A 24,107-nucleotide genomic window follows, 5' to 3' on the forward strand; every position below is an offset into this window, starting at 1 on the left:
TAAACATGAACACTGATTCAGCTTTTCTGTCGTTTCATGGCATCAGTAAAACCTTTCCTGGCGTGAAAGCGCTGCAGGATATCTCGTTCGACTGCCGCAGCGGTGAAGTCCACGCCTTAATGGGCGAAAACGGGGCGGGCAAATCAACGCTGCTGAAAATTCTCAGCGGCAGCTATCAGCCCAGCGGCGGTGAGATCCGGATTAAAGGCCAGCCGATGAGCTTTCAGCGTACGACCGATGCGCTGGACGCGGGCGTCGCCATTATTTACCAGGAGCTGCATCTGGTGCCGGAAATGAGCGTGGCGGAGAACATCTACCTCGGTCAGATCCCGCACAAACATGGGCTGGTCAACCGTAAGCTGATGCGTTATGAAGCTGGCCTACAACTGAAAAACCTCGGCATGGATATCGATCCCGATATGCCGCTGAAATACCTGTCGCTGGGTCAGTGGCAGATGGTGGAGATCGCCAAAGCGCTGGCGCGTAACGCGCGTATTATCGCCTTTGATGAACCGACCAGTTCGCTGTCGGCGCGCGAAATCGACAACCTGTTCCGCGTCATCCGCCAGCTTCGTCAGGAAGGCCGGGTGGTGCTGTATGTATCACACCGGATGGAGGAGATTTTTGCCCTAAGCGACGCCATCACGGTATTTAAAGATGGCCGCTATGTCCGGACCTTTACCGACATGGCAAATACCCATCATGACGACCTGGTGCAGGCGATGGTGGGCCGCAACCTCGGTGATATCTACGGTTATACGCCGCGTGAAAAAGGGGCTGTGCGCCTTGAGCTGGACCAGGTGGAAGCGAAGGGCGTCCGTACGCCGATTTCGCTCAAGGTCCACGCGGGTGAGATTGTCGGGCTGTTTGGTCTGGTCGGTGCCGGTCGCAGCGAACTGCTGAAAGGGCTGTTCGGCGGCACGCGCCTGCGCGGCGGCCGGGTATTGCTGGACGGTAAACCGCTGACGCTGCGCGAGCCGATCGACGCTATCCGCGCCGGTATTATGCTCTGCCCGGAAGATCGGAAAGCCGAAGGCATTATTCCGGTCCACTCGGTGCGCGACAACATCAACATCAGCGCTCGGCGTCACAACCTCACCGCGGGCTGCCTGATCAAAAACGACTGGGAAAGCCGCAACGCCGACAGCCACATCCGTTCGCTCAACATCAAAACGCCAGGCGCAGAGCAGCTGATCATGAACCTCTCCGGCGGCAACCAGCAGAAGGCGATTCTCGGTCGCTGGTTATCCGAAGAGATGAAGGTGATCCTGCTGGATGAGCCGACGCGCGGCATTGATGTTGGCGCAAAACACGAAATTTATAACCTGATTTACCAACTGGCCAGCGACGGTATCGCCGTGCTGTTCGCCTCCAGCGATCTGCCGGAAGTGATGGGGCTTGCCGATCGCATCGTGGTGATGCGTGAAGGGGCGATTGCCGGTGAAGTGCTGCATGACGACGCCACGGAGCAGCAGACGCTGAGCCTGGCAATGCCAAAAACCACACAAGCGGCCGCCGTGGCCTGACAGGAGAGCAACATGGCTTCATCCACGACCTCAAATACGCCGCCGCCAGCCTCACGCAGCGGCCTGCAGTTTGGTCGCATCTGGGACAATTTCGGCATGCTGGTGGTGTTTGCGCTGCTGTTTATTGCCTGTGCGGTGTTTGTGCCGAACTTCGGTTCCTTTATCAATATGAAAGGCCTCGGTCTGGCGATGTCGATGTCCGGCATGGTCGCCTGCGGCATGCTGTTCTGCCTGGCGTCCGGCGATTTTGACCTGTCGGTGGCGTCGGTGATTGCCTGTGCCGGCGTCGTCACGGCGGTGGTGATCAACATGACCGAAAGCCTGTGGATCGGCGTCGCCGCCGGCCTGGTGCTGGGTATGCTGACCGGCTTTATCAACGGCTTTGTGATTGCCCGGCTGAAGATCAATGCGTTGATCACCACCCTGGCGACCATGCAGATCGTGCGCGGTCTGGCCTACATCTTCTCTGACGGCAAAGCGGTTGGTATCGAAGATGAGCGCTTTTTCGCGCTGGGCTTTGCCAACTGGCTGGGCGTGCCTGCACCCATCTGGCTGACCATCGCCACCATGCTGATCTTCGGCTTTTTGCTGAACAAAACCACTTTTGGCCGCAACACGCTGGCCATTGGCGGCAACGAAGAAGCGGCGCGACTGGCCGGTGTGCCGGTGGTGCGTACCCGCATCATCATCTTCATCCTCTCCGGTCTGGTTTCTGCGGCGGCGGGCATCATTCTGGCCTCACGCATGACCAGCGGGCAGCCAATGACCTCGCTGGGTTATGAACTGGTGGTGATTTCCGCCTGCGTGCTGGGTGGCGTCTCGCTCAAGGGCGGCATCGGTAAAATTTCCTATGTGGTGGCCGGGGTGCTGATTCTCGGTACCGTTGAGAATGCGATGAATTTATTGAATATCTCGCCATTCTCACAGTATGTGGTGCGCGGTCTGATACTGTTAGCGGCGGTGATATTTGACCGCTACAAACAGAAACATAAAGCCTGATTTGGCCAGCCGTTAACCCGCAGACGCCGCACGCGTCTGCGGGTGATTCGATCAATGACAGACTGAGTGAGGACACTATGTATCACCGTGAATCCCCGGCCGGGCAGCAAAACCCCTTGCTGCCGGGTTATTCATTCAATGCCTGGCTGGTAGCCGGGCTGACGCCGATTACCGCCGACGGTCCGCTGGACTTTTTTATCGATCGTCCGCACGGCATGAAGGGTTACATCCTAAATCTCACCATTAAAGGCAAAGGACGGGTATTTGACGGCGAGCGGGCGTTTGACTGCGAGCCGGGCGAAATGCTGCTGTTTCAGCCGAAAACTGCACACTACTATGGCCGCGCGCCCGACAGCCCGCAGTGGTTTCATCGCTGGGTCTATTTCCGTCCGCGCGCTTACTGGCACGACTGGCTGCGCTGGCAGGATGAGCAGGAGGGCGTTGGCCGTCTGCTGCTGCCGGAGTCGCTGCGTGGCGAGTTTGACCGGCTGTTTGCCAGCATCGAACAGACCCATAACTCCGGCCGCCGCTTTGCCGAAGAGCTGGCGATGAACCTGCTGGAGCGGCTGTTGCTGCGGGCGGTGGAAGAAGATCCGCGCAGTCACCAGTTAATCCGTGATCCGCGGGTGATCGAAGCCTGTCAGTACGTCACCAATCATCTGGCCAGCGAAGTGAAAATTGAAGAGGTGGCGCGCCATGTCTGCCTGTCACCGTCACGGCTGGCGCATCTGTTCCGCGAGCAGATGGGGGTGAATCTGCTGCGCTGGCGCGAAGATCAGCGAGTGATCCGCGCCAAACTGCTGCTGCAAACCACCCAGGAACCGATTGCAACGGTGGGACGGGAAGTAGGCTATGACGATCAGCTCTACTTTTCCCGCGTGTTTCGTAAGCGGGTCGGTGTCAGCCCCAGTGACTTCCGTCGCCGCAATCAGGACGCCCATGACAACCTGGCCGCGCAGACCGCCTGGCCGATGACCCAGAGTGCTATCTCTTAGTTTTTTCGGGATATTCCTCCTTGTCCTGGCCTGGTTAATAGTCTTAAATCAATCAGGTTAGCAACTAAGCGCCTGGCCAGTCAGGCAATATTATTTGTCATTCTGAACCCGGGCAGTGCTCACCATTCTCACGTACTTCCAGTACGCTCCGGTTATTCCGCGCTGTCCCGGTCCAGACTGACTGCAACAATTACGCCTGATGGGTAAGGCGCTAAGAGGAATTAAAATGAGCGATAAATTGCGTGTTGGTCTAATCGGTTACGGTTTTGCCAGCAAAACATTTCACGCCCCGCTGATTGCGGGCACCCCGGACGTTGAGCTGGCCGCGATTTCCAGTAGCGATGCCAGTAAAGTCCACGCCGACTGGCCTGCCGTTCAGGTAGTGGCTGATCCGCAGGCGCTGCTGGACGACCCCTCTCTGCACTTAATCGTTATCCCGACCCCCAACGACACTCACTTTCCGCTGGCAAAAGCGGCGCTGAATGCCGGTAAGCATGTAGTGGTCGATAAGCCCTTTACCGTGACGTTGTCACAGGCACGCGAGCTGGATGCGTTAGCCAAAGCCAAAGGGCTGCTGCTATCGGTGTTCCATAACCGCCGCTGGGACAGTGACTTCCTGACGCTGAAATCGCTGATAGAGGCCGGTACGCTGGGTGAAGTCCGCTACTTTGAGTCGCACTTTGACCGTTTTCGGCTGGAAGTGCGTAATCGCTGGCGTGAAATGAAAGGCGCCGGCAGCGGCATCTGGTATGACCTGGGGCCGCATCTGCTGGACCAGGCGCTGCAGCTTTTTGGCCCGCCGGTGGCGATCAATGTCGATCTGGCCGAGATGCGTCCGGGCGCGCAAACCACCGACTACTTCCACGCCACGCTGACCTATCCGCAGCGCCGCGTGGTGCTGCACGCCAGCATGCTGGTGGCAGCCGAGTCGCCACGTTATACCGTTCACGGCACGCGCGGCAGCTACGTCAAATATGGTCTCGACCCGCAGGAAGATCGCCTGAAATCCGGGGATTTCCCGCCGAAAGAGGATTGGGGCTACGACATGCGCGATGGCACTCTGACGCTGGTTGACGGTGATTCACTGAAGGAAAGCAGCCAGCTGACGCAACCGGGTAACTATCCGGCTTACTATGCCGGCATCCGTGATGCGATTGCCGGTCGCGGCAGTAATCCGGTGACGGCAGAAGAGGCGATTCAGGTGATGGAACTCATCGAGCTGGGTCTGCAATCCGCTGAGAAACGCCAGACGCTGTCGCTGAAGCGCGTTTAATGGGTCAGAGCTAAACGCAATAAGTAAAAAAGCGAAACGGGCCGGTTATACGGCCCGTTATGTTTGCTGTTTTAGCGGGGAGTTCGAACCTGCGAAGGGAACACGGTCAGATCGGAAAGACGCAAAAGCCGCCATCCATGGCATGCTCGGCCCGTGCCGTCCTGGCGCGGGACGCTTTCCTATTCTGACCGTGTTCCCTGCGCGTCAGGCATATGCGTGGCTGTCAGAATTGCCCTGAGTGAGTTGGAGCAGCAGAGTGACGGGCCGGTTATCCGGCCCGTTTTTTTTCGCTGACGCGACAGAATTACTGCACGCGGGCGCGAATCGCGGCTCTCTCGGCGTCGCTGAGAAACGCGATGGTGAGGCCATTTTCCTGCGCCTGGCGGATCTGCGCCGCGCTCAGGCCCGCCGCAGGGGCGGCATGGTGGTACTCATGCGCCAGCTCAATGCCCTGAACGGCCGGATCGTCGGTGTTCAGGGTGGCCAGAATGCCGTGCTCAAGGAAGGCCTTCAGCGGATGCTGCGCCAGTGACTTCACGGTGCTGGTCTGAATGTTGGAGGTCAGGCAGGATTCAATCCCGATGTGGTGCTCCGCCAGGAAATCCATCAGCGCACGATCTTCAATCGCCTTCACGCCGTGGCCGATACGCTCGGCACCCAGTTCACGAATCGCCTGCCAGATGCTCTCCGGACCGGCCGCTTCACCGGCGTGTACCGTCACCCGGAAACCGGCATCGCGCGCCTGGGTAAAGTGGCTGAGGAACTCGCTGCCGGGGAAACCCAGTTCATCGCCCGCCAGATCGACGGCGGTGATGTGATCGCGATGAGCCAGCAGGCCATCCAGTTCGGCCAGGCAGGCCTCTTCGCCGAAGGTGCGGCTCATGATGCCGATCAGCCGTACATCGATATTGTGCTGCTGGCAACCGGCTCTGACGCCCTCAATCACCGCTTCGACCACGCCAGCGATCGGCAGATGGTGGCTCATTGCCATGTAGCCCGGCGAGAAACGCAGTTCCGCATAGTGAATGCCGGCACGCGCGGCATCTTCAACATTTTCCTGCGCAATACGGCGGCAGGCATCGAGATCGCCCAGCACCTTCACGCCCCAGTCGAGTTTCTGCAGAAAGCTCACCAGGTCAGGCTCATTGTCGCCCACCTGCACATGCGGACGCAGTGTCTCCAGCGTGGTAGCGGGCAGGGCGAGATTAAACTGGCGACCTAAATCAAGAATGGTTTGTGCACGGATGTTGCCGTCGAGGTGGCGGTGAATATCGGTAAGAGGAATCGTGGTATCGATCATGGTGCACTCGCTCAGTGGTAACTAAAGTGCATAACATTATAAAAATATCTTGCGCAACAGCGCCAGCAATTTGCGCAACAACTGACGTGGATGCTGGTTAATTACCCATAACCGGCCAGCGATCGCCGCCTGGCCGGTTTATTTCAGGCAGATAAGGCGTGAAGGGCGGCAATCAAGCGGCTGACGCCATCTTCCACCTTGCTGCGTGGACAGCCCACGTTGAGCCGCAAGAACCCCTGGCCGGCGCTGCCGTAGGTTGAGCCGGGCATAATCGCCACGCGTTGCTGGATCAGCGCCTGCTGCAGCGCCTCTTCGCCAATACCAAGCGGATTAAGATCGATCCAGGCGAGATAGGTGGCCTGCGGCGGCTGCCAGTTAAGTTGCGGAAACGCGGCGTTAAGCCGATCGGCAACCCAGGTCAGGTTGCCTGATAAGTAGTCGCGCAGCGCATCGAGCCACGGCGCGCCGTGCCGGTAGGCGGCGATGTGTGCGGCGACGGCAAGCACCGCCGGTGAGGAGAGCCCATCGGCATTTTTCAGCGCCTGGAACCAGGCCGCCCGGTCAGCAGCATCCGGGATAATGCCCCAGGCACCGGTCAGGCCCGGCAGGTTGAAACTTTTCGATGCCGAGGTAAACAGCGCCCAGTCGCCACGCGCCACGCGGGCCCACGGCGTATGAGGCTGGTCAGCCATCACCATATCCATATGGATTTCATCGCTGATCACCCGCACCTGATAACGCTCGCAGAGTTCAGCCATCTGCTGCAACTCATCTGCCGTCCAGACTTTGCCGGTGGGATTGTGCGGGCTGCACAGCAACAGGATTTTGCAGCGCGGACGCGCCAGCCGCGCTTCCAGCGCCGTCATATCACATTGCCAGCCTTCGGCTGTCCGCTGCAGCGGCATCTCCAGCACCTGGCGCTGGTTACCGCGCACCGTTTTATAAAAGGCATCGTAGGCGGGCGTATGGATGACCACTTCATCATCCACCTCACTCCAGTGACGGATCATCTGCGCCACCATGTAGATCACCGAGGGTCCATACACCAGCGTCTCCGGCTGCGGCTGATAATCAAAACGGCTGGCCATCCAGTGACAGCAGGCGGCCAGGAAATCATCATGCTGCCAGCGGCTGTATCCGAAAACGCCATGCTCCAGGCGCTGGGCCAGCGCCTGTAATACCACCGGGGCGGTTCTGAAATCCATATCGGAAATGGTGAACGGCAGCAGATCGGGCACGCCAAAGCGATCGGCAACAAAATCCCACTGGGTAGACCAGCTGCCACGGCGATCGACCACCTCATCAAAATTAAACATATCAGCTCCCGGTGCGTTAAGCGGTGACGTTCATCAGCGTCGACAGTTCATCTTTCACCGACTGCACCTGCGGGCCGATCACCACCTGCAGGCTGGTCTGATTAAGGTGTACCACGCCAATGGCACCGTTGGCTTTCAGGGCCGCATCGTCCACTTTACTCATGTCGGCAATGGTCAGGCGCAGGCGCGTCAGGCAGTTATCCAGCGAAGTGATATTCTCCACGCCGCCCAGTGCGGACAGAATAGCCGGTGAGTTATAGCCCGACTTGCCTTTACCGGCATTGCTGACCTGCTGCGCCAGCGCGCTGGCACTCTCCACTTCGCGTCCCGGCGTTTTGATATTGAAGTGCAGAATCGCGAAACGGAAAATCAGGTAGTAACCCACAAACCAGATTGCTGCGACTACCGGCACCCAGTACCACTTAGTTGACAGGCCGTGCAGCACGCCAAACACCACGAAGTCGATGATATTGCCGTCGGTGTTACCGATGGTGACGCCGAGAATAGCCATCAGGCTAAAGCCAACGCCGGTCAACAGCGCATGGATCAGATAGAGGAACGGCGCGACGAATAAAAACAGGAACTCGATCGGTTCGGTGGTGCCGCCCACCACACAGGCCACCACGCCGGAAATCAACAGGCCTTTAATTTTGTGTCGATTTTCCGGACGGGCGCAGTGATAGATCGCCAGCGCAGCACCCGGCAGGCCACCGAGGAAGGCCGGCATTTTGCCCTGCGACAGGAAGCGGGTGGCGCTTTCAGCAAAACCGTGGGTTTCCGGACAGGCCAGCTGCGCCTGGAAAATTGTCAGGGCGCCGCTGACGCTTTTGCCGCACACCTCAAGCGTGCCGCCCGCATCGGTAAAGCGCATGATCGCCACCAGAATATGCTGCAGGCCAAACGGCAGCAGCAGGCGTTCGCCGGTACCAAAGATCATCGGACCGAAGTCGCCGGCGCTGTTGATCATCCAGCCCAGTCCGGTAATGCCGCGAGCGAAGAAAGGCCAGATCAACGGCACTACCAGTCCCAGCATACCAATCACCAGCGTGGTGATGATCGGCACAAAGCGGGTGCCGCCAAAGAAGGCCAGCGCATCCGGCAGCCGGATATTGTGAAAGCGCTCGTGCAGCCAGAACACCACGATACCGACAATCACCGCACCCAGAATGCCGGTATCGATCGACGGGATACCGAGTATCGACTGGACGTTGTTGGCTTTCAGCACCGCGGCATCGGTGGTCGGCAGAATGCCATTCACATTGAGCCAGAAGTTGATACTAAGATTGAGCACCGCATAGCCGACGAAACCGGCAAACGCCGCCACGCCTTTATTGTCGCGCGCCATCCCCAGCGGGATCGCAATGGCAAACATCACCGGTAAATAACTGAAGGCGAAGGAACCGAGTTTCGCCATCCACAGAAACAGATATTGCAGCCACGGCTGATCCAGCACCGGCAGCAGCGTTAGCACATCATGGCTGCTCAGCGAACTGCCAATGCCGAGCATGATGCCGCAGAACGAGAGCAGGGCCACCGGCAGCATAAAGGTTTTCCCCAGGCTCTGGAAAAACTCCCAGACGGACATTTTTTGGCGAGGTGCGGGCATGATCTCTCCGGCAATGATGATTCACAGTGATAAAGTGCAGCGATGATAAAACGTTTTACCACGCTGATATGCGCGCTGAATCACAGTATCCCGGCCAGGGCTGATATTATTTTCGGGCTTTAAGGTGTAACGTTTTATCTTCTTTCCAGGCGTTTTATTCGGACAAGTAATGGCATGAGCAGAATTACCATCCATGACGTGGCTGCCGCCGCAGGCGTTTCGGTCACCACCGTCTCTCTGGTGCTCTCCGGCAAAGGGCGTATTTCTGCTGACACCATGGCGCGCGTTAATCAGACCATTGAGCAGCTTGGCTTTGTCCGTAACCGTTCGGCGACCATGCTGCGCGGCGGGCAAAGTGGGGTGATAGGCCTGATCGTGCGCGATCTCAGCCAGCCGTTTTATGCCGAAATGACCGCAGGGCTGAGCGACGCGCTGGAAAAACAGGGCAAACTGCTGTTCCTGACCCAGAGCGGCCGTCAGGGCCAGCATCTGGAGCGCTGCTTTGAGTCGCTGGTGGCACAGGGCGTTGATGGCGTAGTGCTGGGTGGCGGTGCGGATAAAGCCAGCCAGATGGTGGCTCGCGCGCGGGAATTGCAGATCGCGCTGGTCTGCGCGGCGCGGGCCAGTAGTCTGGAAGAGGTGGATGCGATCCGTCCCGATAACGCACAGGCTGCGCGTCTCGCCACCGAGTACCTGATTCGTCAGGGACATCAGCGCATCGCCTGGCTGGGCGGCCACAGCGCCTCGTTAACCCGGGCGGAGCGCCTTGGCGGCTATTGCGCCACCCTGTTGCAGTACGGTCTGCCGTTCCGGCCGGAGTGGATTATTGAGTGCGGTAACAGCCAGAAAGAGGCGGCGGAGGCGGCGATTGAGCTGTTTCAGCACCATCCGCGCTTAACCGCGGTGCTGGCCTACAACACCCCGACGGCGCTGGGATGCTATTTCGGCCTGCTGCGCACCGGGCGGACGTTCGCCCGCGGTGCGGTCGACAGCTACTATGGGCAACAGCTGGCGCTGATGGGATTTGGCGATGAACCGCAGGCGGAGCTGACCGATCCGCCACTGACCGTGGTGACCAGCTCAGCGCGGGAGATTGGTCGCGTTGCCGCCGAGCGCATCCTGCAACGGATGGCGCAACCGGACGCTGCGCGACAGAATGTGATCATGCCGCCGCAGCTGATCATCCGCGGTTCAGCATAAAAAAAGGCGACCGGAGTCGCCTTTTTTACGGCTGCCTGAAAATTATTGCGGCATCCCTTCGCTGGTCGGCATACCCAGCATATAGCGTGACATGAACTGCTCCAGCGTCATCTTGTCGCCGTTCATGTTCACCTGGCCGTTAGCGTACTGCAGGCTGGTGATGATGTTGTTATCCTGCTGCTGGGTCAGGCGGAACATCTGGCCCATAGCGGCCAGACCTTTCACCTGCTGATCGGCCAGCTTCTGTGCATCATCGCTCTGATAGCCTTCTGCCAGGCCGACTTTATGCATGGTCTCGGTCGCCATCGGCATATTGATGGTCAGCTTCGCATCCAGCGTTTTCAGTACCCGATCCACCATGCCGCTCAGGGTTTGGGGTTCGCCGGTGACGGTGGCGGGATCGTTAAAATTGGCGGTCAGATTGAAGGTGCTTTCGCCCTTATCATTCTTCCAGCTCAGCGGCGCGATGCTGATCGACGGCGTGCCTTTCAGCAGCGTCGGCAGGTTGTTCATCAGGATGGTATTGACGCCCGCCTGATAGCGAATCGGATCGTCAGCCAGACCTTTCTGGTTCTGCAGATCCTGCATCTGCGCGTTATAGCGATCGGAGAAGGCTTTAACCGCCTGGGCATCAAACTGCGACAGCTTCATCTTCAGCGCCGCCTGACCAAAGTCCTGCTTCTGCAGCTGAACACTATCGACCTTGTAATCAATATTGCCGCTGATCTTACCGGCACTGTTATCGAAAGAAGAGTTGCCGGTCATTTTGTGCAGCGTCAGGGCATCCTGGCCGTTAATGCTGGCATTAACCTTTTCAATATCCACTGACTGATCGCCAACCCGCACGCCTTCCGGACTCAGATGGGTATTACCGTTCAGCTTCAGGCCGTTAAGGGTAAACAGCACCGGCTGACCCATCTCATTTTTGCTGGTCAGCGCCAGGCTATCGACATTGCTGTCCAGCGAGACTTTATCGCCTTTGCGGTCGGCGCTAACGTTAAGCGTGCCGCCATTGGTAGCCAGACGTTCGCCGGTTTGCGCGTTCTGGTAGTCGATCGGCAGAATACGCAGTGCGGTATCGGTGGCACCACTGTAGCCAATGCGGGTATCCGCATTGATCAGCGATTTGTTTTGCGTCAGCTCAAACAGCTTCTTCACCGCATCGGTATTTGCCAGTTCAGTGTGCACCGACGCCATGCTCGGGATCAGATTGACGTGTTTCAGCTGCGCAAACGGGAAAGGACCATGATCGATGGTTTCATTCAGAATGACGCTCTGGCCCGGTTTCAGCAGGGCGTTATCTTCGGTCTGTGAGCTGGCCTGGATCACCAGGTTAGCTTTGCTGCTGAAGATACCGCGCTGGTAATCCTGATAGCTGATCTTCAGTCGACTGTTAGGTGCATAAGCATTCAGCTGGGTATTGGCATTCTGCACCAGCTGGTCCATGTGGCTTTCCAGTTGCTTGCCGGTGAACCATGCTGCGCCGGTCCAGATTACGCCCAGCGCGATGATCACGCCCACGGCAACGTTGGTCTTTTTCATTGCTGATTCGTCCTTATCCTTGAGTCCGCTTACGCCGCAGGTTACCCCGACGACTGAAGAAAAAACGCCCGCAGGCGTTTTAAATGCTAATAGGTTGAAATAATAGCAGTTAACCGCAGGTCCGTCAGCCGTATCACCCTAACTGGTTAAACACCCGCGCCAGCCGGCCGGTTCCGGCGACCGTAACCGGTGCTTCACTGGCGGCGATAAAGCAGGATTCGCCCGGTTGCAGCGTCAGTTGTTGCTGATCTTTCGCCACCACCGCCTGGCCCTCAATGCAGAACAGCAGCGCCGCGCTCGACTGATTCAGCGTCTGCGGCTGTGCGCTCAGGGTGTGAATAGCAAAGGCGAAATCATCGACCGGAATCGGGAAGTTCAGGCTATGACCCTGCTGTTCCGGCTGCGTCAGCAGCGCGCTGGCGGGCTTCTCCTCAAATTTGAGGTTGGCCATCAGCTCAGGAATATCAATATATTTTGGCGTTAGCCCCGCGCGCAGCACGTTATCGGAGTTCGCCATCACTTCCAGCGCCACGCCTTTCAGGTAGGCGTGTGGCGTTTCAGCATACAGGAACATCGCTTCGCCCGGTTGCAGGGTAATCACGTTCAGCAGCAGCGGTGAAAACAGGCCGCTGTCGTCCGGGTAGTCCGCCGCGATCGTGCTGATGGTCTGCCAGGGTTCGCCCTGCTGGCCGTTAAGCACCGATTTCAGCAGGTCCAGCGCCAGCGATTTTGCCTCACCCTCCAGCGACAGCAGGGTGGAGAACAGGGTGGCCAGGTTAGCCCGATCGGGATGCTGCAAAAAATGGGCAATCTGCGGATGCGCACCGGCGACCGGCTGAAGCAGCGACACCATCTCACTCAGCGGGCGGAAGCCGTTCATCGCCTGAAACGGCGTCAGGGCATAGACCAGTTCCGGCTTATGGTTGGCATCTTTATAGTTACGCTCGGCGGCTGTCAGGGGAATGGCGGCGGCATTTTCACGGGCAAAACCCGCTTCAGCGGCGCTTTTGCTGGGATGAACCTGAATCGACAGCGGCTGATCGGCGCACAGCACCTTAAACAGGAAAGGCAGTTCACCGAAGCGCTCTGCCACGGCAGCGCCGAGGGTTGCGGTCGGATTGGCCTCGATCACCTCGCGCAGCGAACGCGGCGTGCCGTGGTCGTCAACGGTTGACGGACTTTTGGGGTGCGCCCCCATCCACAGCTCCGCCATCGGCAATCCCTGCGGATTGGCAATGCCGTAGAGTTCAGTTAACGCCGTTTTGCTGCCCCACGCGTAATTCTGCAGCGAATTGTTCATTTTTTGCATCATTAAACCCTTTATCACGGGATGTTATTGGCGCTATTAAAGCAGAAAGTGCCAGGGAAAATACATATCAAGCGCAAAAGGACGCTAAGCTCTCATAATGTTAAATTATTGTATGTCATTATCTTGCCCGCCCGAATGTCGCCCACAGGACGATGCATCGGGCGGTCATTCATCTAAAACAGAGCGAAGGAGACCTATTCATGGCAGGCAACCGCATTGAGAAAGATTCAATGGGCCCGATTGATGTACCGGCTGATAAACTGTGGGGCGCGCAGACACAGCGCTCGCTGGAACATTTTCGCATCTCAACCGAAAAAATGCCCACCGCACTGGTTCACGCGCTGGCGCTGACCAAACGCGCCGCCGCGGCGGTTAACCGCGATCTTGGGCTGCTGCCCGCTGAGCGCGCAGAGGCGATCATCAATGCGGCGGACGAAGTGCTGGCGGATAAGCACAGCGACGAGTTTCCGTTAGCCATCTGGCAGACCGGTTCCGGTACCCAGACCAACATGAACATGAACGAAGTGCTGGCCAACCGCGCCAGTGAAATTCTGGGTGGCGAGCGCGGTATGTCGCGCCTGGTCCATCCCAATGATGATGTGAACAAGAGCCAGAGCTCCAACGACGTCTTCCCGACCGCGATGCACGTTGCTGCGGTGATCGCCCTGCGTGAACAGCTGATCCCGCAGATTCAGGTGTTAAAGAAAACCCTGAGCGAGAAGTCAGAAGCCTTCAAAGATATTGTCAAAATTGGCCGTACCCATCTGCAGGACGCCACGCCGCTGACCCTTGGCCAGGAGATCTCCGGCTGGGTCGCGATGCTTGAACATAATCTGAAGCACATCGAGCAGAGCATCCCGCACGTGGCGGAGCTGGCGCTGGGCGGCACCGCCGTCGGCACCGGCCTCAACACCCATCCGGAATATGCAGTACGGGTGGCGAAGGCGCTGGCCGATCTGACGCAGCAGCCGTTCGTCACCGCACCCAATAAGTTCGAAGCGCTGGCAACCTGTGATGCGCTGGTTCACGCTCACGGCGCGCTGAAAGGGCTGGCCGCCTCGCTGATGAAAATCGCCAACGATGTGCGCTGGCTCTCTTCCGGTCCGCGTTGCGGAATTGGTGAGATCGCCATTCCGGAAAACGAACCAGGCAGCTCGATCATGCCGGGGAAAGTGAATCCGACCCAGTGTGAAGCGATGACCATGCTGTGCTGTCAGGTGATGGGCAATGACGTGGCGATCAACATGGGCGGCGCATCCGGTAACTTCGAACTCAACGTGTTCCGCCCGATGGTGATCCATAACTTCCTGCAGTCGATTCGTCTGCTGGCGGACGGCATGGACAGCTTCAATCACCACTGCGCGATTGGCATTGAGCCGGTGCGCGAGCGTATTGAGCAGTTACTGAATGAGTCGCTGATGCTGGTGACGGCGCTGAATACCCATATCGGTTATGACAAAGCGGCCGAAATCGCCAAGAAAGCCCATAAAGAGGGGCTGACGCTGAAAGGCGCGGCGCTGAAGCTGGGCTATCTGACGGAAGAACAGTTTGATGCCTGGGTACGTCCGGAAGAGATGGTCGGCAGCATGAAGTCGTAAAAGATCTGCGGTGACGGAGGCCAGCCGACGCTGGCCTTTTTTTATGGCTTAAATCGGGCAGTCGACCCACAGATGCAGCCGTGGGATCAGCAGGTTGAGCGGCTCGGCGGCAGGCTTATGGCGATAGGTAATGTTATCGGCATCGTAATTGAGCAGTTCACCCAATACCGGCACCTGGCTGCGGTCGCGGCAGATCACCAGAATCGGCGACGGGCAGGCCAGCTGCGTCTGCTTTTTCTGGTCAGCACGCCAGACGCGCGCCACCGGCTGCACTTTGACCGGTCGCTTGATTTTCAGCCGGGCCGAGGCGGGCAGGGCGCGCACGCTGGCTAACTCCTCCTGCACCTTTTCTGCCCACTGTTCGCGTGACCACGGCGCCTGAGCCCGTCCGGCTTTCAGGCTTTTTTCCAGCTGGGCAATCACCTCTTCGCGCTTCATATTTTTGATGATGTGCTTATTCGCCCAGCCGAAACGCAGGCTGTCCGGTGCGCTGAGCAGGGTGATGGTGCGATAGGCATTAAGCGTAATCAGCCCGCGCAGGTGCTGATGGACAAATTCGAAGCGTGCCTCGCTGGGCAGGCCGGAGTCGACCGTAATCAGCTGCTCCAGTTGCGCTTTAAGCTGATTGATGCGATCGACCTGGGCGCGGATCTCCGCTTCTCGCGGCTCATCACACTCAATGCACAGCGCGCCCGGCAGCCGGACCGCCGCCTTGGTGCTGAGCTGCTCCGACTGGTGCTGCATAAATAGCCGACAGTAGTGGTTCAGTGCCAGCTCTAAGGCCTGTTGTCCCAGTTGCTGCTCAACGGTGATTTGGGTAATCGCTTCATGCTCGCGGCCTTTGACAATCGGCGGCAGGCTGAACACGCGGGCGATCAGCAACGGCTGTGCCTCAATCTGCTGGCGCAACTGGCCCAGCGCCTGTTCTAAATCGTTTACGCATTGATGCATATCTGACACTAAATCGTAGCGCGCCATTCGGGCCTCCATAGTTACAACGTTCATAATGTGGCAGAAGCGCGCGGTGGACGCAATAGCGCTACTAGTTACAACATACTTTAAAGGTAACCACTCAAACCGGTGCAGCCATCCGGGCGAAAGCAGGGTGAAAAGGCGGCGTGCATTTTTCCTTATCTCAGAACATGTTATAAAAATGGTTTGCTCGCTAACGGATAGCTGATGTGAACCAGACTAACAAACCCGGCGTCGCCGCCATTATCACGCTCGGCTGGGTACAGATCCTGTCGTGGGGCGGATCGTTCTACCTGATGGCGGTGATGGCAACCCCGATCGCGGCGGAAACCGGCTGGTCACAGCAGTGGATTTATGGCGCGCTCTCGACCGGTATTCTGGTGTCGGGACTGCTGGCACCGCTCAGTGGCCGGATTATTGCCCGCACCGGTGGCCGGCTGCTGCTGGCGATGAGTGGCATCGTCATGGCGCTGGGTCTGGTGATAATGGCCTTCAGCTATCAACTGCCGCTGTTGCTGTTCGCCTGGGTGATTATCGGCATCGGGATGGCAATGGGGCTGTATGATGCGCTGTTTGCCACGCTGGGTACCTGTTACGGCGGACAGGCGCGAGCGGCGATTACCGGCATCACCCTGATTTCCGGCTTCTGCACCACACTGGTCTGGCCGGGTACCGCGCTGTTGATTCACGCGCTGGGATGGCGGGGCGCCTGTCTGGCGATTGCTGCGCTGTTGACGCTCTGCGTGCTGCCCGCTTATCTCTTTGCCTTACCGGCGAGCCAGACGGTCAGGCCGGTTAAAGCGCGTAACCCGGTCACCACCCATGCGGAGATTGCGCCTGCCATCTTCTGGCTGCTATGCGCCATTTTCACCCTGGCCTCGGTAATCATGACCGCCATTTCGGTGCAGCTGATCGCCCTGTTGCAGGCCAGCGGCCATACGCTCACCTCAGCGCTGGCGATCAGCGCGGTGCTGGGTCCGTGCCAGGTGGGGGCGCGAATAGTGGATATCGCCTTTAAACGCAGTCATCCGATCCGTACCACCTTATTTTCGGTCGGGCTGGTGGCGCTGGGCTTGTTGTTACTGGCGCTGGCGCCGCAGATGGCGCTGCTGAGCATGGTGCTTTATGGTGCCGGTAATGGTTTACGTGCCATTGTGCGCGGAACTTTACCGCTGGCGATGGTCAAACCAGAGTCCTATGCCATTGTGGTCGGCCGGATGGCGCGTCCGGCACTGATGGGACAGGCGCTGACGCCGTTGATCGGCGGGTATGTGTTTGAAAGGATGGGCGCTTCAGCAACACTGTGGTTGCTTTGCGCGTTAGCAATCTTTAACGTGGTGCTGGTAATGATACTGAAACAACGGTTGCCCGCGTCACCCGCCGCGACCGCATAACCCGCGGGTCGTTATGCGGCAGTCAGCGCGGGCCGTTAGCAGGCTAAGCACCTTGTGCTATCAGGCCTCAGACTTTGGTGAATACGTGCCTTGTCACCGCTGGCTTGCTTCTAAAAAGCAACTGTGTTTGTTATATTTATTGCTCATTGATTGTTCACTTATGCGGCAATAAAACAATAAGATGCACCGCAACTCAGGATAAAGAAATGCTTGATTACCGCTTCCCGACAGCTTTGCAAATGGTTCTGAGCGTAGCGATGGCGGAGCAAATGGGAAAACGCTCTACCAGCGCGATTCTGGCCTACGGGCTGGAAGCGAATCCCAGTTTCATTCGAAAATTAATGGTTCCGCTGACCCGTGACGGCATCATCGTCTCGACGCTGGGCCGCACCGGGTCGATCCATCTGGGTCGCCCCGCCGCAGAAATTACGCTGCGTGATATCTACGTCTCGGTGATCGAAGACAAGAAAATCTGGGCGGCGCGTCCTGATGTCGCACCGCGTTGCCTGGTCAGTGCCAATCTCTGCTGGTATTTCAAATCGATTGCCGATGAAGCCGAGCAGGCGTCGCTGGACGTGCTGGCGAAACGCAACGTTGCCGATGCGCTCAATGAGCTGAAAAAACGCGACACCAGCAACTGCACCGCGGTTCCGGAACCGGAACCCGATGAGATTGAAGACCTGTGTAAAAAGAGCCGCTGATGCGGCTTTTTTTATGCCTGCAAATCGGCAGCGCTGAGGATCGCTCGTTCCATATCAGCGAGGTAAGCATCTTCGGTGGGTAATTTCGCATTGATCTTCTCCAATAGCCGGGTAAAATGACTTCACATTATGAAGTCGCGGAGATCAGGATGAACTACGCCATCAACGCTTTACGGAAAAAACAGCGTGAAACCCTGCTGCAGATTTTTCAGACGCCTCCGCCATCCGGAGTGAAATGGCAGGCGATTGAGTCATTGATCAGGGCGCTGGGCGGTCAGATTAAGCAGGGCAGCGGTTCGCGTGTTCGCTTTCTGCTTAGTGGAAAAATAGCGCGTTTTCATCGTCCGCATCCGTCACCGGATACCGATAAAGGGGCCATTATTAGTCTGCGTGAATGGCTGGAAAGTACGGGAGTTAATCCGCATGAATAGTCGTGTAAATACATCAACGATCACGGTTGCCGGACAACCGGCGGTGATCAGCTATGTACCTGAAATAAACATGTTCAGGGGTCGCTTTCTTGGCCTGTCAGGCTACTGCGATTTTGTCTCTGATAGTGTGCAGGGCTTGCATAAAGAAGGGGAAATCTCTTTGCGTGAGTATCTGGAGGATTGCGTGGCATCTGGAGTTAATCCTTACGCTGAGCAGGAGAAAATAAAGACCTTTACCCTGCGCTATCCTGAATCGCTCGGCGAACGCTTATCTCAGGCGGCGGCACAAAACCAAACGTCGTTAAACGCCTTTATCATTGAAACGCTTAATGAAAAGTTAAAGCATGTCTGACTGGCAAGCGTAAACCGGCAGGAAGAACAGCCGGCCATCAAGCCGTGATACGAATATGGCACCGACTGACAGCCAAAAAAAGGGCGACCCCGCGGTCGCCCTTTTGCAGTTTACACCGTCTGCAACGATGCTTTATCCGCTTTTCGCGTCACCAGCTTACGCAGGGTAACGTAGAACACCGGCGTCAGGAACAGCCCGAACAGCGTCACACCCAGCATCCCGGAGAACACCGTAATGCCGGTCACGCCGCGCACTTCTGCACCGGCGCCTTCGCCCAGAATCAGCGGGATGGTGCCAGCGATAAAGGCGATGGAGGTCATCACAATCGGCCGCAGACGCAGGCGACAGGCTTCCAGCGCCGCCTCGACAATCCCTTTGCCCTGCATCTCCAGTTCGCGCGCAAACTCAACGATCAGAATCGCGTTCTTACAGGCGAGCCCCATCAGCACCACCAGTCCGACCTGCACAAAGACGTTGTTATCGCCGCCGGTCAGCCAGACGCCCACCAGCGCCGAGAGCATAGTCATCGGCACGATCAGGATCACCGCCAGCGGCAGCGTCCAGCTCTCATACAGCGCAGCCAGCACCAGGAAAGCCAGCAATACCGCCATCGGGAAGACAATCAGCGCCGTATTGCCCTGGGTCGACTGCTGATAACTCAGATCGGTCCACTCGATGTTCATGCCGTTGGGTAATAGCTGACCGGACATCGTTTCCAGCTGGCTCATCGCCTGAGCGGAAGAGAGCACGCGCGGGTCAGCATCGCCAATCAGATCTGCTGCCGGATAGCCGTTATAACGAATCACCGGATCGGGGCCGTAAGTGGTGGTGATGTTCACCATGCTGCCAATCGGCACCATCTCACCGCGATCGTTGCGGGTACGCAGATTCGCGATATCCTCAACGCTGTCGCGGAAATCACCATCGGCCTGTGCCATCACGCGCCAGGTGCGGCCAAATCGGTTGAAGTCATTAACGTATGACGAACCGAGATAGGTCTGCAGGGTGCTGAAGAGATCGGTCAGCGAGACGCCCTGGGCTTTAGCTTTATCCCGGTCAACCTGCACATCCAGCTGCGGCACGTTGGCCTGATAGGAGGAGATCGGGAAGTGCATACCCGGTGTCTGCATAATCGCACCCGACATCGTATTGATGGCGGTCTGCAGCGCACCGTAACCCAGCCCCGCGCGGTCCTGCACATAGAGCGAGTAGCCCGAACCCTGACCCAGCCCCAGAATCGGCGGCGGCATGATCGAGAAGCCAAAGCCCTGCTGGATTTGCGCGATCTTCGCATTGATCTCAGCGTTGATCTCCGCCGCCGTATGTTTGCGCTCATTAAACGGCTTCAGACCGAAGAACACCGTGCCGCTGTTCGGCGTATTGGTGAACTGCAATGCATTCAGGCCAGGGAACGCCACCGCATAGGCGACGCCTTCGGTCTGCATACCGATTTCGCTCATCTTACGAATCACTTCATCGGTGCGCGCCAGAGAGGAACCTTCCGGCATCTTCACGCCACCAATCAGGTAGAGCTTGTCCTGAGTCGGGATGAAACCGCCTGGCACGGTATGGAACATAAATCCGGCACCCGCCAGCAGCAGAATATAGACGCCAAACACGGCGCCACGGCGACGCAGCGTACGGCCCACCAGCGATTCATAACCGTGAGCGCTGCGCTGGAAGAAGCGGTTAAACGGCCGGAACAGCCAGCCAAACAGCGCATCAATGATCCGCGTCAGCCTGTCTTTCGGCGCGTGATGATCTTTCAGCAGCATCGCCGCCAGCGCCGGTGACAGCGTCAGCGAGTTGATGGCTGAGATCACGGTGGAAATAGCGATGGTGGTGGCGAACTGTTTGTAGAACTGACCGGTCACGCCAGACAAAAACGCCATCGGCACAAACACCGCACAGAGCACCAGCGCGATGGCGATGATCGGGCCGGAAACCTCACGCATCGCCTGATGCGCCGCCGCCCGCGGCGTCAGTCCCATCTCAATGTTACGCTCGACGTTTTCCACCACCACGATGGCGTCATCCACCACGATCCCGATCGCCAGCACCAGGCCAAACAGGCTCAGGGTGTTCAGCGAGAAGCCGAGCAGATAGAGCACGCTAAAGGTACCGACTACCGACACCGGCACTGCCAGCAGCGGGATAATCGAGGCGCGCCAGGTCTGCAGGAACAGAATCACCACCAGCACGACCAGAATGACCGCTTCCAGCAGGGTCTGCACCACGGCTTTAATCGAGTCGCGGACAAACACCGTCGGATCGTACGGCGCGGCCCATTTCACATCGTTGGGGAAACGGGTTGCCAGCTCATCCATTTTGGCGCGAACCGCATTGGAGAGATCGATGGCGTTGGCGCCAGGCGCCTGGAAGATGCCGATACCGACCGCATCTTTGTTATTCAGCTGCGAGCGCAGGGCATAGCTGCCGGAGCCCATCTCGATACGCGCCACGTCGCGCAGCCGCACCAGTGAGCCATCTTCTGAGGTTTTCAGAATGATGTCGCCAAACTGCTGTTCGCTCTCCAGTCGTCCCTGGGTGTTGATCGACAGCAGAAAATCACTCTGCTTTTTCAGCGGCTCGGCACCCAGCTGACCGGCAGAAACCTGCACGTTCTGTTCCTGCATCGCGGTGACGACATCTGAAGCGGTTAAACCGCGCGCCGCCACTTTATTCGGATCGAGCCAGACTCGCATCGCATACTCACCAGCACCGAAGATCTGAATCTGACCCACGCCCGGCAGGCGCGCCAGTTCATCTTTCACTTTAAGGGTGGCGTAGTTACGCAGATAGAGCGAATCGTAGGTGTTGTTCGGCGAGAACATGTGTACCACCAGCGTCAGGGTCGGTGACATCTTCTGGGTGGTGATCCCCAGCCGACGCACATCTTCCGGCAGGCGGGCTTCAGCCTGCGCCACGCGGTTCTGTACCTGAACCTGAGCCTGGTCGGGATCGGTGCCGGGACGGAAGGTGACGGTGGTCACCAGCACGCCATCGGAACCGGCCACCGATTTCATGTACATCATGTTTTCGACGCCGTTAATCGCCTCTTCCAGTGGCGTAGCCACCGAATCGGCAATGACTTTCGGGTTAGCGCCGGGATATTCGGCACGCACCTGCACGCTGGGCGGCACCACATCAGGATATTCACTGATCGGCAGCAGCGGAATTGAGATCAACCCGGTAACGAAAATCAGAATCGATAACACCGCCGCAAAGATCGGCCGGTCGATAAAAAAGCGGGAAAAGTCCATAGCGGCCTCGGATTATTGAGCGGTTGCCGCACGCATGGCGACCTGCTGAGCAGTGACCGGCATGCCGGGCATAAACACTTTTTGCAGACCGGAGACAATCACCCGATCGCCCGATTTCAGGCCCGACTTGACGATGCGCAGGCCATCCACCATCGCGCCCGGCTCGATATCACGGCGCTGAGCTTTACCTTCGCTGTCCACCACGTAGACATACTTACGGTCCTGGTCGGTTAACACCGCTTTGTCATCAATCAGCACCGCCTCGAACTGCGCACTGCCAGGCAGACGGACCCGCGCGAACAGACCCGGCGTGAACTGACGCTGCTGGTTGTCGAGCAGGGCGCGCATGCGAATGGTGCCGGTGCTGGCGGTCAGCTGATTATCCAGGAAATCGACTTTGCCCTGATGCGGATAACCCTGCTCGCCGACCAGCGCGATTTCCACCGGCAACGCATGGCGCTGCTGGCCCTGACGCGCCATCGCCTGATAGTGCAGGAAGGTGTTTTCATCGACGTCGAAATAGACATACATGCTTTGCTGCGACACCAGCGTGGTCAGCACGCTGGCGCTGTCACCAGCGGTCACCAGGTTGCCAGCGGTGATCATCGCCCGGCTGGCCTGACCATCAATCGGCGCGGTAACGCGGGTAAAATCGAGATTCAGTTGCGCCATATCCACGGCGGCCTCGGCGGCCAGCACATCCGCCTGCGCCTGGCTGGCGGCTGAGCGGCGCTGCTCCCACACTTCACGCGAGATCGCCTGGCTGCCAATCAGCTTCTCGCTGCGTCCTGACTCACTGCGCGCCAGACTCGCCTGGCTGCGGGCGCGGGCTAATTCCGCTTTGGCCTGTTCCAGCGCCGCGCGATAGCTGCGATCGTCGATGGTGAACAGCACCTGACCTTTCTTCACCTCTTCGCCTTCGCGATAGTTAACTGACTCAATGTAACCAGAGACGCGCGGACGCAGCTGCACGCTCTGCACCGCCTCAACCCGGCCATTGAAACTGTCCCACTGGCTGACCGGCTTGATCAGCACCGGCGCAGCACTCACTTCGGGCGGCGGTGGCGGGGCGTTTTGCGCCACGCCATCATCACAGCCGCTTAGCTGAACGATCAGCAGTACCATCCCTAAAAGGGTAAAACCCTGACGAACCCAGTTGGTAATCATTGTTGTTATTCCGCGATAAGGTGAAAACGACCCGCAGGCCAATATTTGCAACTTTTAAGATTGCAATTAATCGCGAGGAGTGTAGGCTGGCGTCGCTGGCAACTGCAAGAATAACAGATACACTTTATGTGCGGTTTGTTGCCCACCGGTTAAAAGCTAAGCGGCAGGTGAAAGACCCTGAAAAGTGTGCGGCATTTAATGTACTAATAAAACTTGCATTAAATGACATAGTCAGTCACCCTTTAAGTGTAACTGCAACTGATACTAATACTGTTCGCCACGGCGACGGGAGAGACTGGAATGATGAGTGACGCCTTTATTCACGATTTAATCGACTGGATTGATAACAACATTGAAGCACGTCTGGATCTGGACACCGTATCCGAGCGCGCGGGCTACTCGAAATGGCACCTGCAACGGATGTTCAAAGAGCATACCGGCTATCCGCTGGGTGAATATATCCGGGTGAAGAAACTGAAGAAATCAGCCGATCGCCTGACCAGCACCGATGAACCGATCCTGAACGTAGCGATTTCGTTGGGTTTTGATTCGCAGCAGTCCTTTAATCGCAGCTTCAAACGTCAGTACGGTGTGGCACCGGGTGCATGGCGTCGACACAGCGGTGATTCGCACGCTGCATAACCTCGCCAGGGCCAGCCTGTCTGGCCCGCGCTTTTCTCGGCGCGCAAAACTGGTATCATCTGCATCCTGTCGTCACGGATGCCATCATGTCAAAAAAACTCTGGATTGGACTTTTCCTGGTCCTCGCGGCCTGCTTCTACGGCCTTAAACCTTATCTGAACTCTTCTGTAGCGCCTGCTCAGGCAGACATTGCTGCGCTGACCGACGCCCATACCGTGGCGCGCTGGGTGCTGCAACATCAGCAACTGCCGGACTACTACCTCACCAAAAATGATGCCCGCAAGCGCGGCTGGAACCCGGCCAAAGGCAACCTGTGCGAGGTGCTGCCTGGTAAAGCCATCGGCGGCGATCGCTTTGCCAACCGGGAAAAACGCCTGCCGCAACGCGCTGGCCGCCAGTGGTATGAGGCGGACGTTAACTATCGCTGCGGACGGCGCGATGCTGACCGGCTGGTCTACTCCTCCGACGGGCTGGTATTTCTGTCCACCGACCACTATCGCAGCTTTAAACAGGTACCCTGA

At 57.9% G+C, this 24,107-nt stretch carries 20 protein-coding genes; 12 read left to right on the forward strand and 8 right to left on the reverse strand.

Translation table 11 applies throughout. The features are described 5' to 3' along the window. Nucleotides 1-5 precede the first annotated feature (5 nt). The 4 genes from araG to ACX3P5_RS08280 all read left to right on the forward strand — a co-directional run bounded on the left by araG (nt 6) and on the right by ACX3P5_RS08280 (nt 4,793). A complete protein-coding gene (araG, locus tag ACX3P5_RS08265; RefSeq protein ID WP_336755162.1) occupies nt 6-1,526 on the forward strand; it encodes an L-arabinose ABC transporter ATP-binding protein AraG in 1,521 nt (506 codons plus the stop codon). Between the two features lie 12 nt (nt 1,527-1,538). After that, nucleotides 1,539-2,525 carry an L-arabinose ABC transporter permease AraH gene (araH, locus tag ACX3P5_RS08270; RefSeq protein WP_031377613.1) on the forward strand — a complete coding sequence of 329 codons (987 nt, stop codon included), beginning with the start codon at nt 1,539-1,541 and terminating at the stop codon, nt 2,523-2,525. A 77-nt stretch (nt 2,526-2,602) separates the two neighbouring features. Next, nucleotides 2,603-3,520 carry an arabinose operon transcriptional regulator AraC gene (gene araC, locus ACX3P5_RS08275; protein WP_094121553.1) on the forward strand — a complete coding sequence of 306 codons (918 nt, stop codon included), beginning with the start codon at nt 2,603-2,605 and terminating at the stop codon, nt 3,518-3,520. A gap of 226 nt (nt 3,521-3,746) precedes the next feature. Beyond that, nucleotides 3,747-4,793 (forward strand): oxidoreductase, encoded by a 1,047-nt coding sequence (locus ACX3P5_RS08280; protein WP_233984393.1) that lies wholly within the window; start codon nt 3,747-3,749, stop codon nt 4,791-4,793. A 304-nt stretch (nt 4,794-5,097) separates the two neighbouring features. On the opposite strand, the gene add is transcribed toward ACX3P5_RS08280, so the two are convergent. From add to malX, 3 genes are all read right to left on the reverse strand, one after another. Next, a complete protein-coding gene (gene add, locus ACX3P5_RS08285) occupies nt 5,098-6,093 on the reverse strand; it encodes an adenosine deaminase (RefSeq protein ID WP_458968534.1) in 996 nt (331 codons plus the stop codon). Nucleotides 6,094-6,236: 143 nt separating this feature from the next. Beyond that, entirely contained in the window at nt 6,237-7,409 is a 1,173-nt protein-coding gene (locus ACX3P5_RS08290) for a MalY/PatB family protein (RefSeq protein ID WP_458968535.1), read from the reverse strand. Between the two features lie 16 nt (nt 7,410-7,425). Continuing rightward, complete coding sequence (gene malX, locus ACX3P5_RS08295; RefSeq protein ID WP_233984390.1) at nt 7,426-9,015, reverse strand: maltose/glucose-specific PTS transporter subunit IIBC; 1,590 nt, start codon at nt 9,013-9,015, stop codon at nt 7,426-7,428. A 174-nt stretch (nt 9,016-9,189) separates the two neighbouring features. Here malX and malI point away from each other — a divergent pair, with 174 nt between their 5' ends. Continuing rightward, entirely contained in the window at nt 9,190-10,215 is a 1,026-nt protein-coding gene (gene malI, locus ACX3P5_RS08300) for a Mal regulon transcriptional regulator MalI (protein WP_233984389.1), read from the forward strand. Nucleotides 10,216-10,257: 42 nt separating this feature from the next. Here malI and ACX3P5_RS08305 read toward each other — a convergent pair whose 3' ends face one another. Then, a complete protein-coding gene (locus tag ACX3P5_RS08305; protein ID WP_458968536.1) occupies nt 10,258-11,757 on the reverse strand; it encodes a YdgA family protein in 1,500 nt (499 codons plus the stop codon). A 133-nt stretch (nt 11,758-11,890) separates the two neighbouring features. After that, entirely contained in the window at nt 11,891-13,066 is a 1,176-nt protein-coding gene (gene manA, locus ACX3P5_RS08310; protein WP_233988179.1) for a mannose-6-phosphate isomerase, read from the reverse strand. A 200-nt stretch (nt 13,067-13,266) separates the two neighbouring features. On the opposite strand from manA, the gene fumC reads away from it, so the two are divergent. Further along, the gene (gene fumC / locus ACX3P5_RS08315; RefSeq protein ID WP_233984387.1) at nt 13,267-14,664 is read left to right on the forward strand and encodes a class II fumarate hydratase; all 1,398 of its coding nucleotides are present in this window, start codon (nt 13,267-13,269) and stop codon (nt 14,662-14,664) included. Nucleotides 14,665-14,712: 48 nt separating this feature from the next. Here fumC and tus read toward each other — a convergent pair whose 3' ends face one another. Beyond that, the gene (gene tus / locus ACX3P5_RS08320; protein ID WP_233984386.1) at nt 14,713-15,642 is read right to left on the reverse strand and encodes a DNA replication terminus site-binding protein; all 930 of its coding nucleotides are present in this window, start codon (nt 15,640-15,642) and stop codon (nt 14,713-14,715) included. 203 nt (nt 15,643-15,845) lie between these two features. On the opposite strand from tus, the gene ACX3P5_RS08325 reads away from it, so the two are divergent. From ACX3P5_RS08325 to ACX3P5_RS08340, 4 genes are all read left to right on the forward strand, one after another. Then, entirely contained in the window at nt 15,846-17,030 is a 1,185-nt protein-coding gene (locus ACX3P5_RS08325; protein WP_458968537.1) for an MFS transporter, read from the forward strand. A gap of 206 nt (nt 17,031-17,236) precedes the next feature. Then, the gene (locus tag ACX3P5_RS08330; protein WP_458968538.1) at nt 17,237-17,731 is read left to right on the forward strand and encodes an RrF2 family transcriptional regulator; all 495 of its coding nucleotides are present in this window, start codon (nt 17,237-17,239) and stop codon (nt 17,729-17,731) included. A gap of 116 nt (nt 17,732-17,847) precedes the next feature. Next, nucleotides 17,848-18,162, forward strand: coding sequence for a type II toxin-antitoxin system HicA family toxin (locus ACX3P5_RS08335; RefSeq protein WP_458968539.1), 315 nt, complete (start codon nt 17,848-17,850; stop codon nt 18,160-18,162). After that, a complete protein-coding gene (locus ACX3P5_RS08340; protein ID WP_233984382.1) occupies nt 18,155-18,514 on the forward strand; it encodes a type II toxin-antitoxin system HicB family antitoxin in 360 nt (119 codons plus the stop codon). The genes ACX3P5_RS08335 and ACX3P5_RS08340 overlap by 8 nt, the downstream gene beginning before the upstream one ends. A 110-nt stretch (nt 18,515-18,624) precedes the next feature. Here the strand turns inward: ACX3P5_RS08340 and oqxB are convergent, their stop codons facing one another. After that, complete coding sequence (gene oqxB, locus ACX3P5_RS08345) at nt 18,625-21,777, reverse strand: multidrug efflux RND transporter permease subunit OqxB (protein WP_336755172.1); 3,153 nt, start codon at nt 21,775-21,777, stop codon at nt 18,625-18,627. Nucleotides 21,778-21,789: 12 nt separating this feature from the next. Then, nucleotides 21,790-22,944 carry an efflux RND transporter periplasmic adaptor subunit gene (locus ACX3P5_RS08350; protein ID WP_233984380.1) on the reverse strand — a complete coding sequence of 385 codons (1,155 nt, stop codon included), beginning with the start codon at nt 22,942-22,944 and terminating at the stop codon, nt 21,790-21,792. A gap of 300 nt (nt 22,945-23,244) precedes the next feature. On the opposite strand from ACX3P5_RS08350, the gene ACX3P5_RS08355 reads away from it, so the two are divergent. After that, nucleotides 23,245-23,586, forward strand: coding sequence for a helix-turn-helix domain-containing protein (locus ACX3P5_RS08355; protein WP_009090299.1), 342 nt, complete (start codon nt 23,245-23,247; stop codon nt 23,584-23,586). A gap of 86 nt (nt 23,587-23,672) precedes the next feature. Beyond that, the gene (locus ACX3P5_RS08360) at nt 23,673-24,107 is read left to right on the forward strand and encodes a ribonuclease domain-containing protein (RefSeq protein ID WP_233984379.1); all 435 of its coding nucleotides are present in this window, start codon (nt 23,673-23,675) and stop codon (nt 24,105-24,107) included.

The sequence above is a fragment of the Pantoea sp. S-LA4 genome (assembly GCF_054482835.1).

Coding starts and splice junctions, on each gene's coding strand:
- ACX3P5_RS08360 (WP_233984379.1), top strand. CDS start 23,673: ATGTCAAAAAAACTCTGGATTGGACTTTTCCTGGTCCTCGCGGCCTGC.
- ACX3P5_RS08350 (WP_233984380.1), bottom strand. CDS start 22,944: ATGATTACCAACTGGGTTCGTCAGGGTTTTACCCTTTTAGGGATGGTA.
- manA (WP_233988179.1), bottom strand. CDS start 13,066: ATGCAAAAAATGAACAATTCGCTGCAGAATTACGCGTGGGGCAGCAAA.
- tus (WP_233984386.1), bottom strand. CDS start 15,642: ATGGCGCGCTACGATTTAGTGTCAGATATGCATCAATGCGTAAACGAT.
- malI (WP_233984389.1), top strand. CDS start 9,190: ATGAGCAGAATTACCATCCATGACGTGGCTGCCGCCGCAGGCGTTTCG.
- oqxB (WP_336755172.1), bottom strand. CDS start 21,777: ATGGACTTTTCCCGCTTTTTTATCGACCGGCCGATCTTTGCGGCGGTG.
- araG (WP_336755162.1), top strand. CDS start 6: ATGAACACTGATTCAGCTTTTCTGTCGTTTCATGGCATCAGTAAAACC.
- araH (WP_031377613.1), top strand. CDS start 1,539: ATGGCTTCATCCACGACCTCAAATACGCCGCCGCCAGCCTCACGCAGC.
- ACX3P5_RS08355 (WP_009090299.1), top strand. CDS start 23,245: ATGATGAGTGACGCCTTTATTCACGATTTAATCGACTGGATTGATAAC.
- araC (WP_094121553.1), top strand. CDS start 2,603: ATGTATCACCGTGAATCCCCGGCCGGGCAGCAAAACCCCTTGCTGCCG.
- ACX3P5_RS08290 (WP_458968535.1), bottom strand. CDS start 7,409: ATGTTTAATTTTGATGAGGTGGTCGATCGCCGTGGCAGCTGGTCTACC.
- fumC (WP_233984387.1), top strand. CDS start 13,267: ATGGCAGGCAACCGCATTGAGAAAGATTCAATGGGCCCGATTGATGTA.
- malX (WP_233984390.1), bottom strand. CDS start 9,015: ATGCCCGCACCTCGCCAAAAAATGTCCGTCTGGGAGTTTTTCCAGAGC.
- ACX3P5_RS08340 (WP_233984382.1), top strand. CDS start 18,155: ATGAATAGTCGTGTAAATACATCAACGATCACGGTTGCCGGACAACCG.
- ACX3P5_RS08280 (WP_233984393.1), top strand. CDS start 3,747: ATGAGCGATAAATTGCGTGTTGGTCTAATCGGTTACGGTTTTGCCAGC.
- ACX3P5_RS08305 (WP_458968536.1), bottom strand. CDS start 11,757: ATGAAAAAGACCAACGTTGCCGTGGGCGTGATCATCGCGCTGGGCGTA.
- ACX3P5_RS08330 (WP_458968538.1), top strand. CDS start 17,237: ATGCTTGATTACCGCTTCCCGACAGCTTTGCAAATGGTTCTGAGCGTA.
- ACX3P5_RS08335 (WP_458968539.1), top strand. CDS start 17,848: ATGACTTCACATTATGAAGTCGCGGAGATCAGGATGAACTACGCCATC.
- add (WP_458968534.1), bottom strand. CDS start 6,093: ATGATCGATACCACGATTCCTCTTACCGATATTCACCGCCACCTCGAC.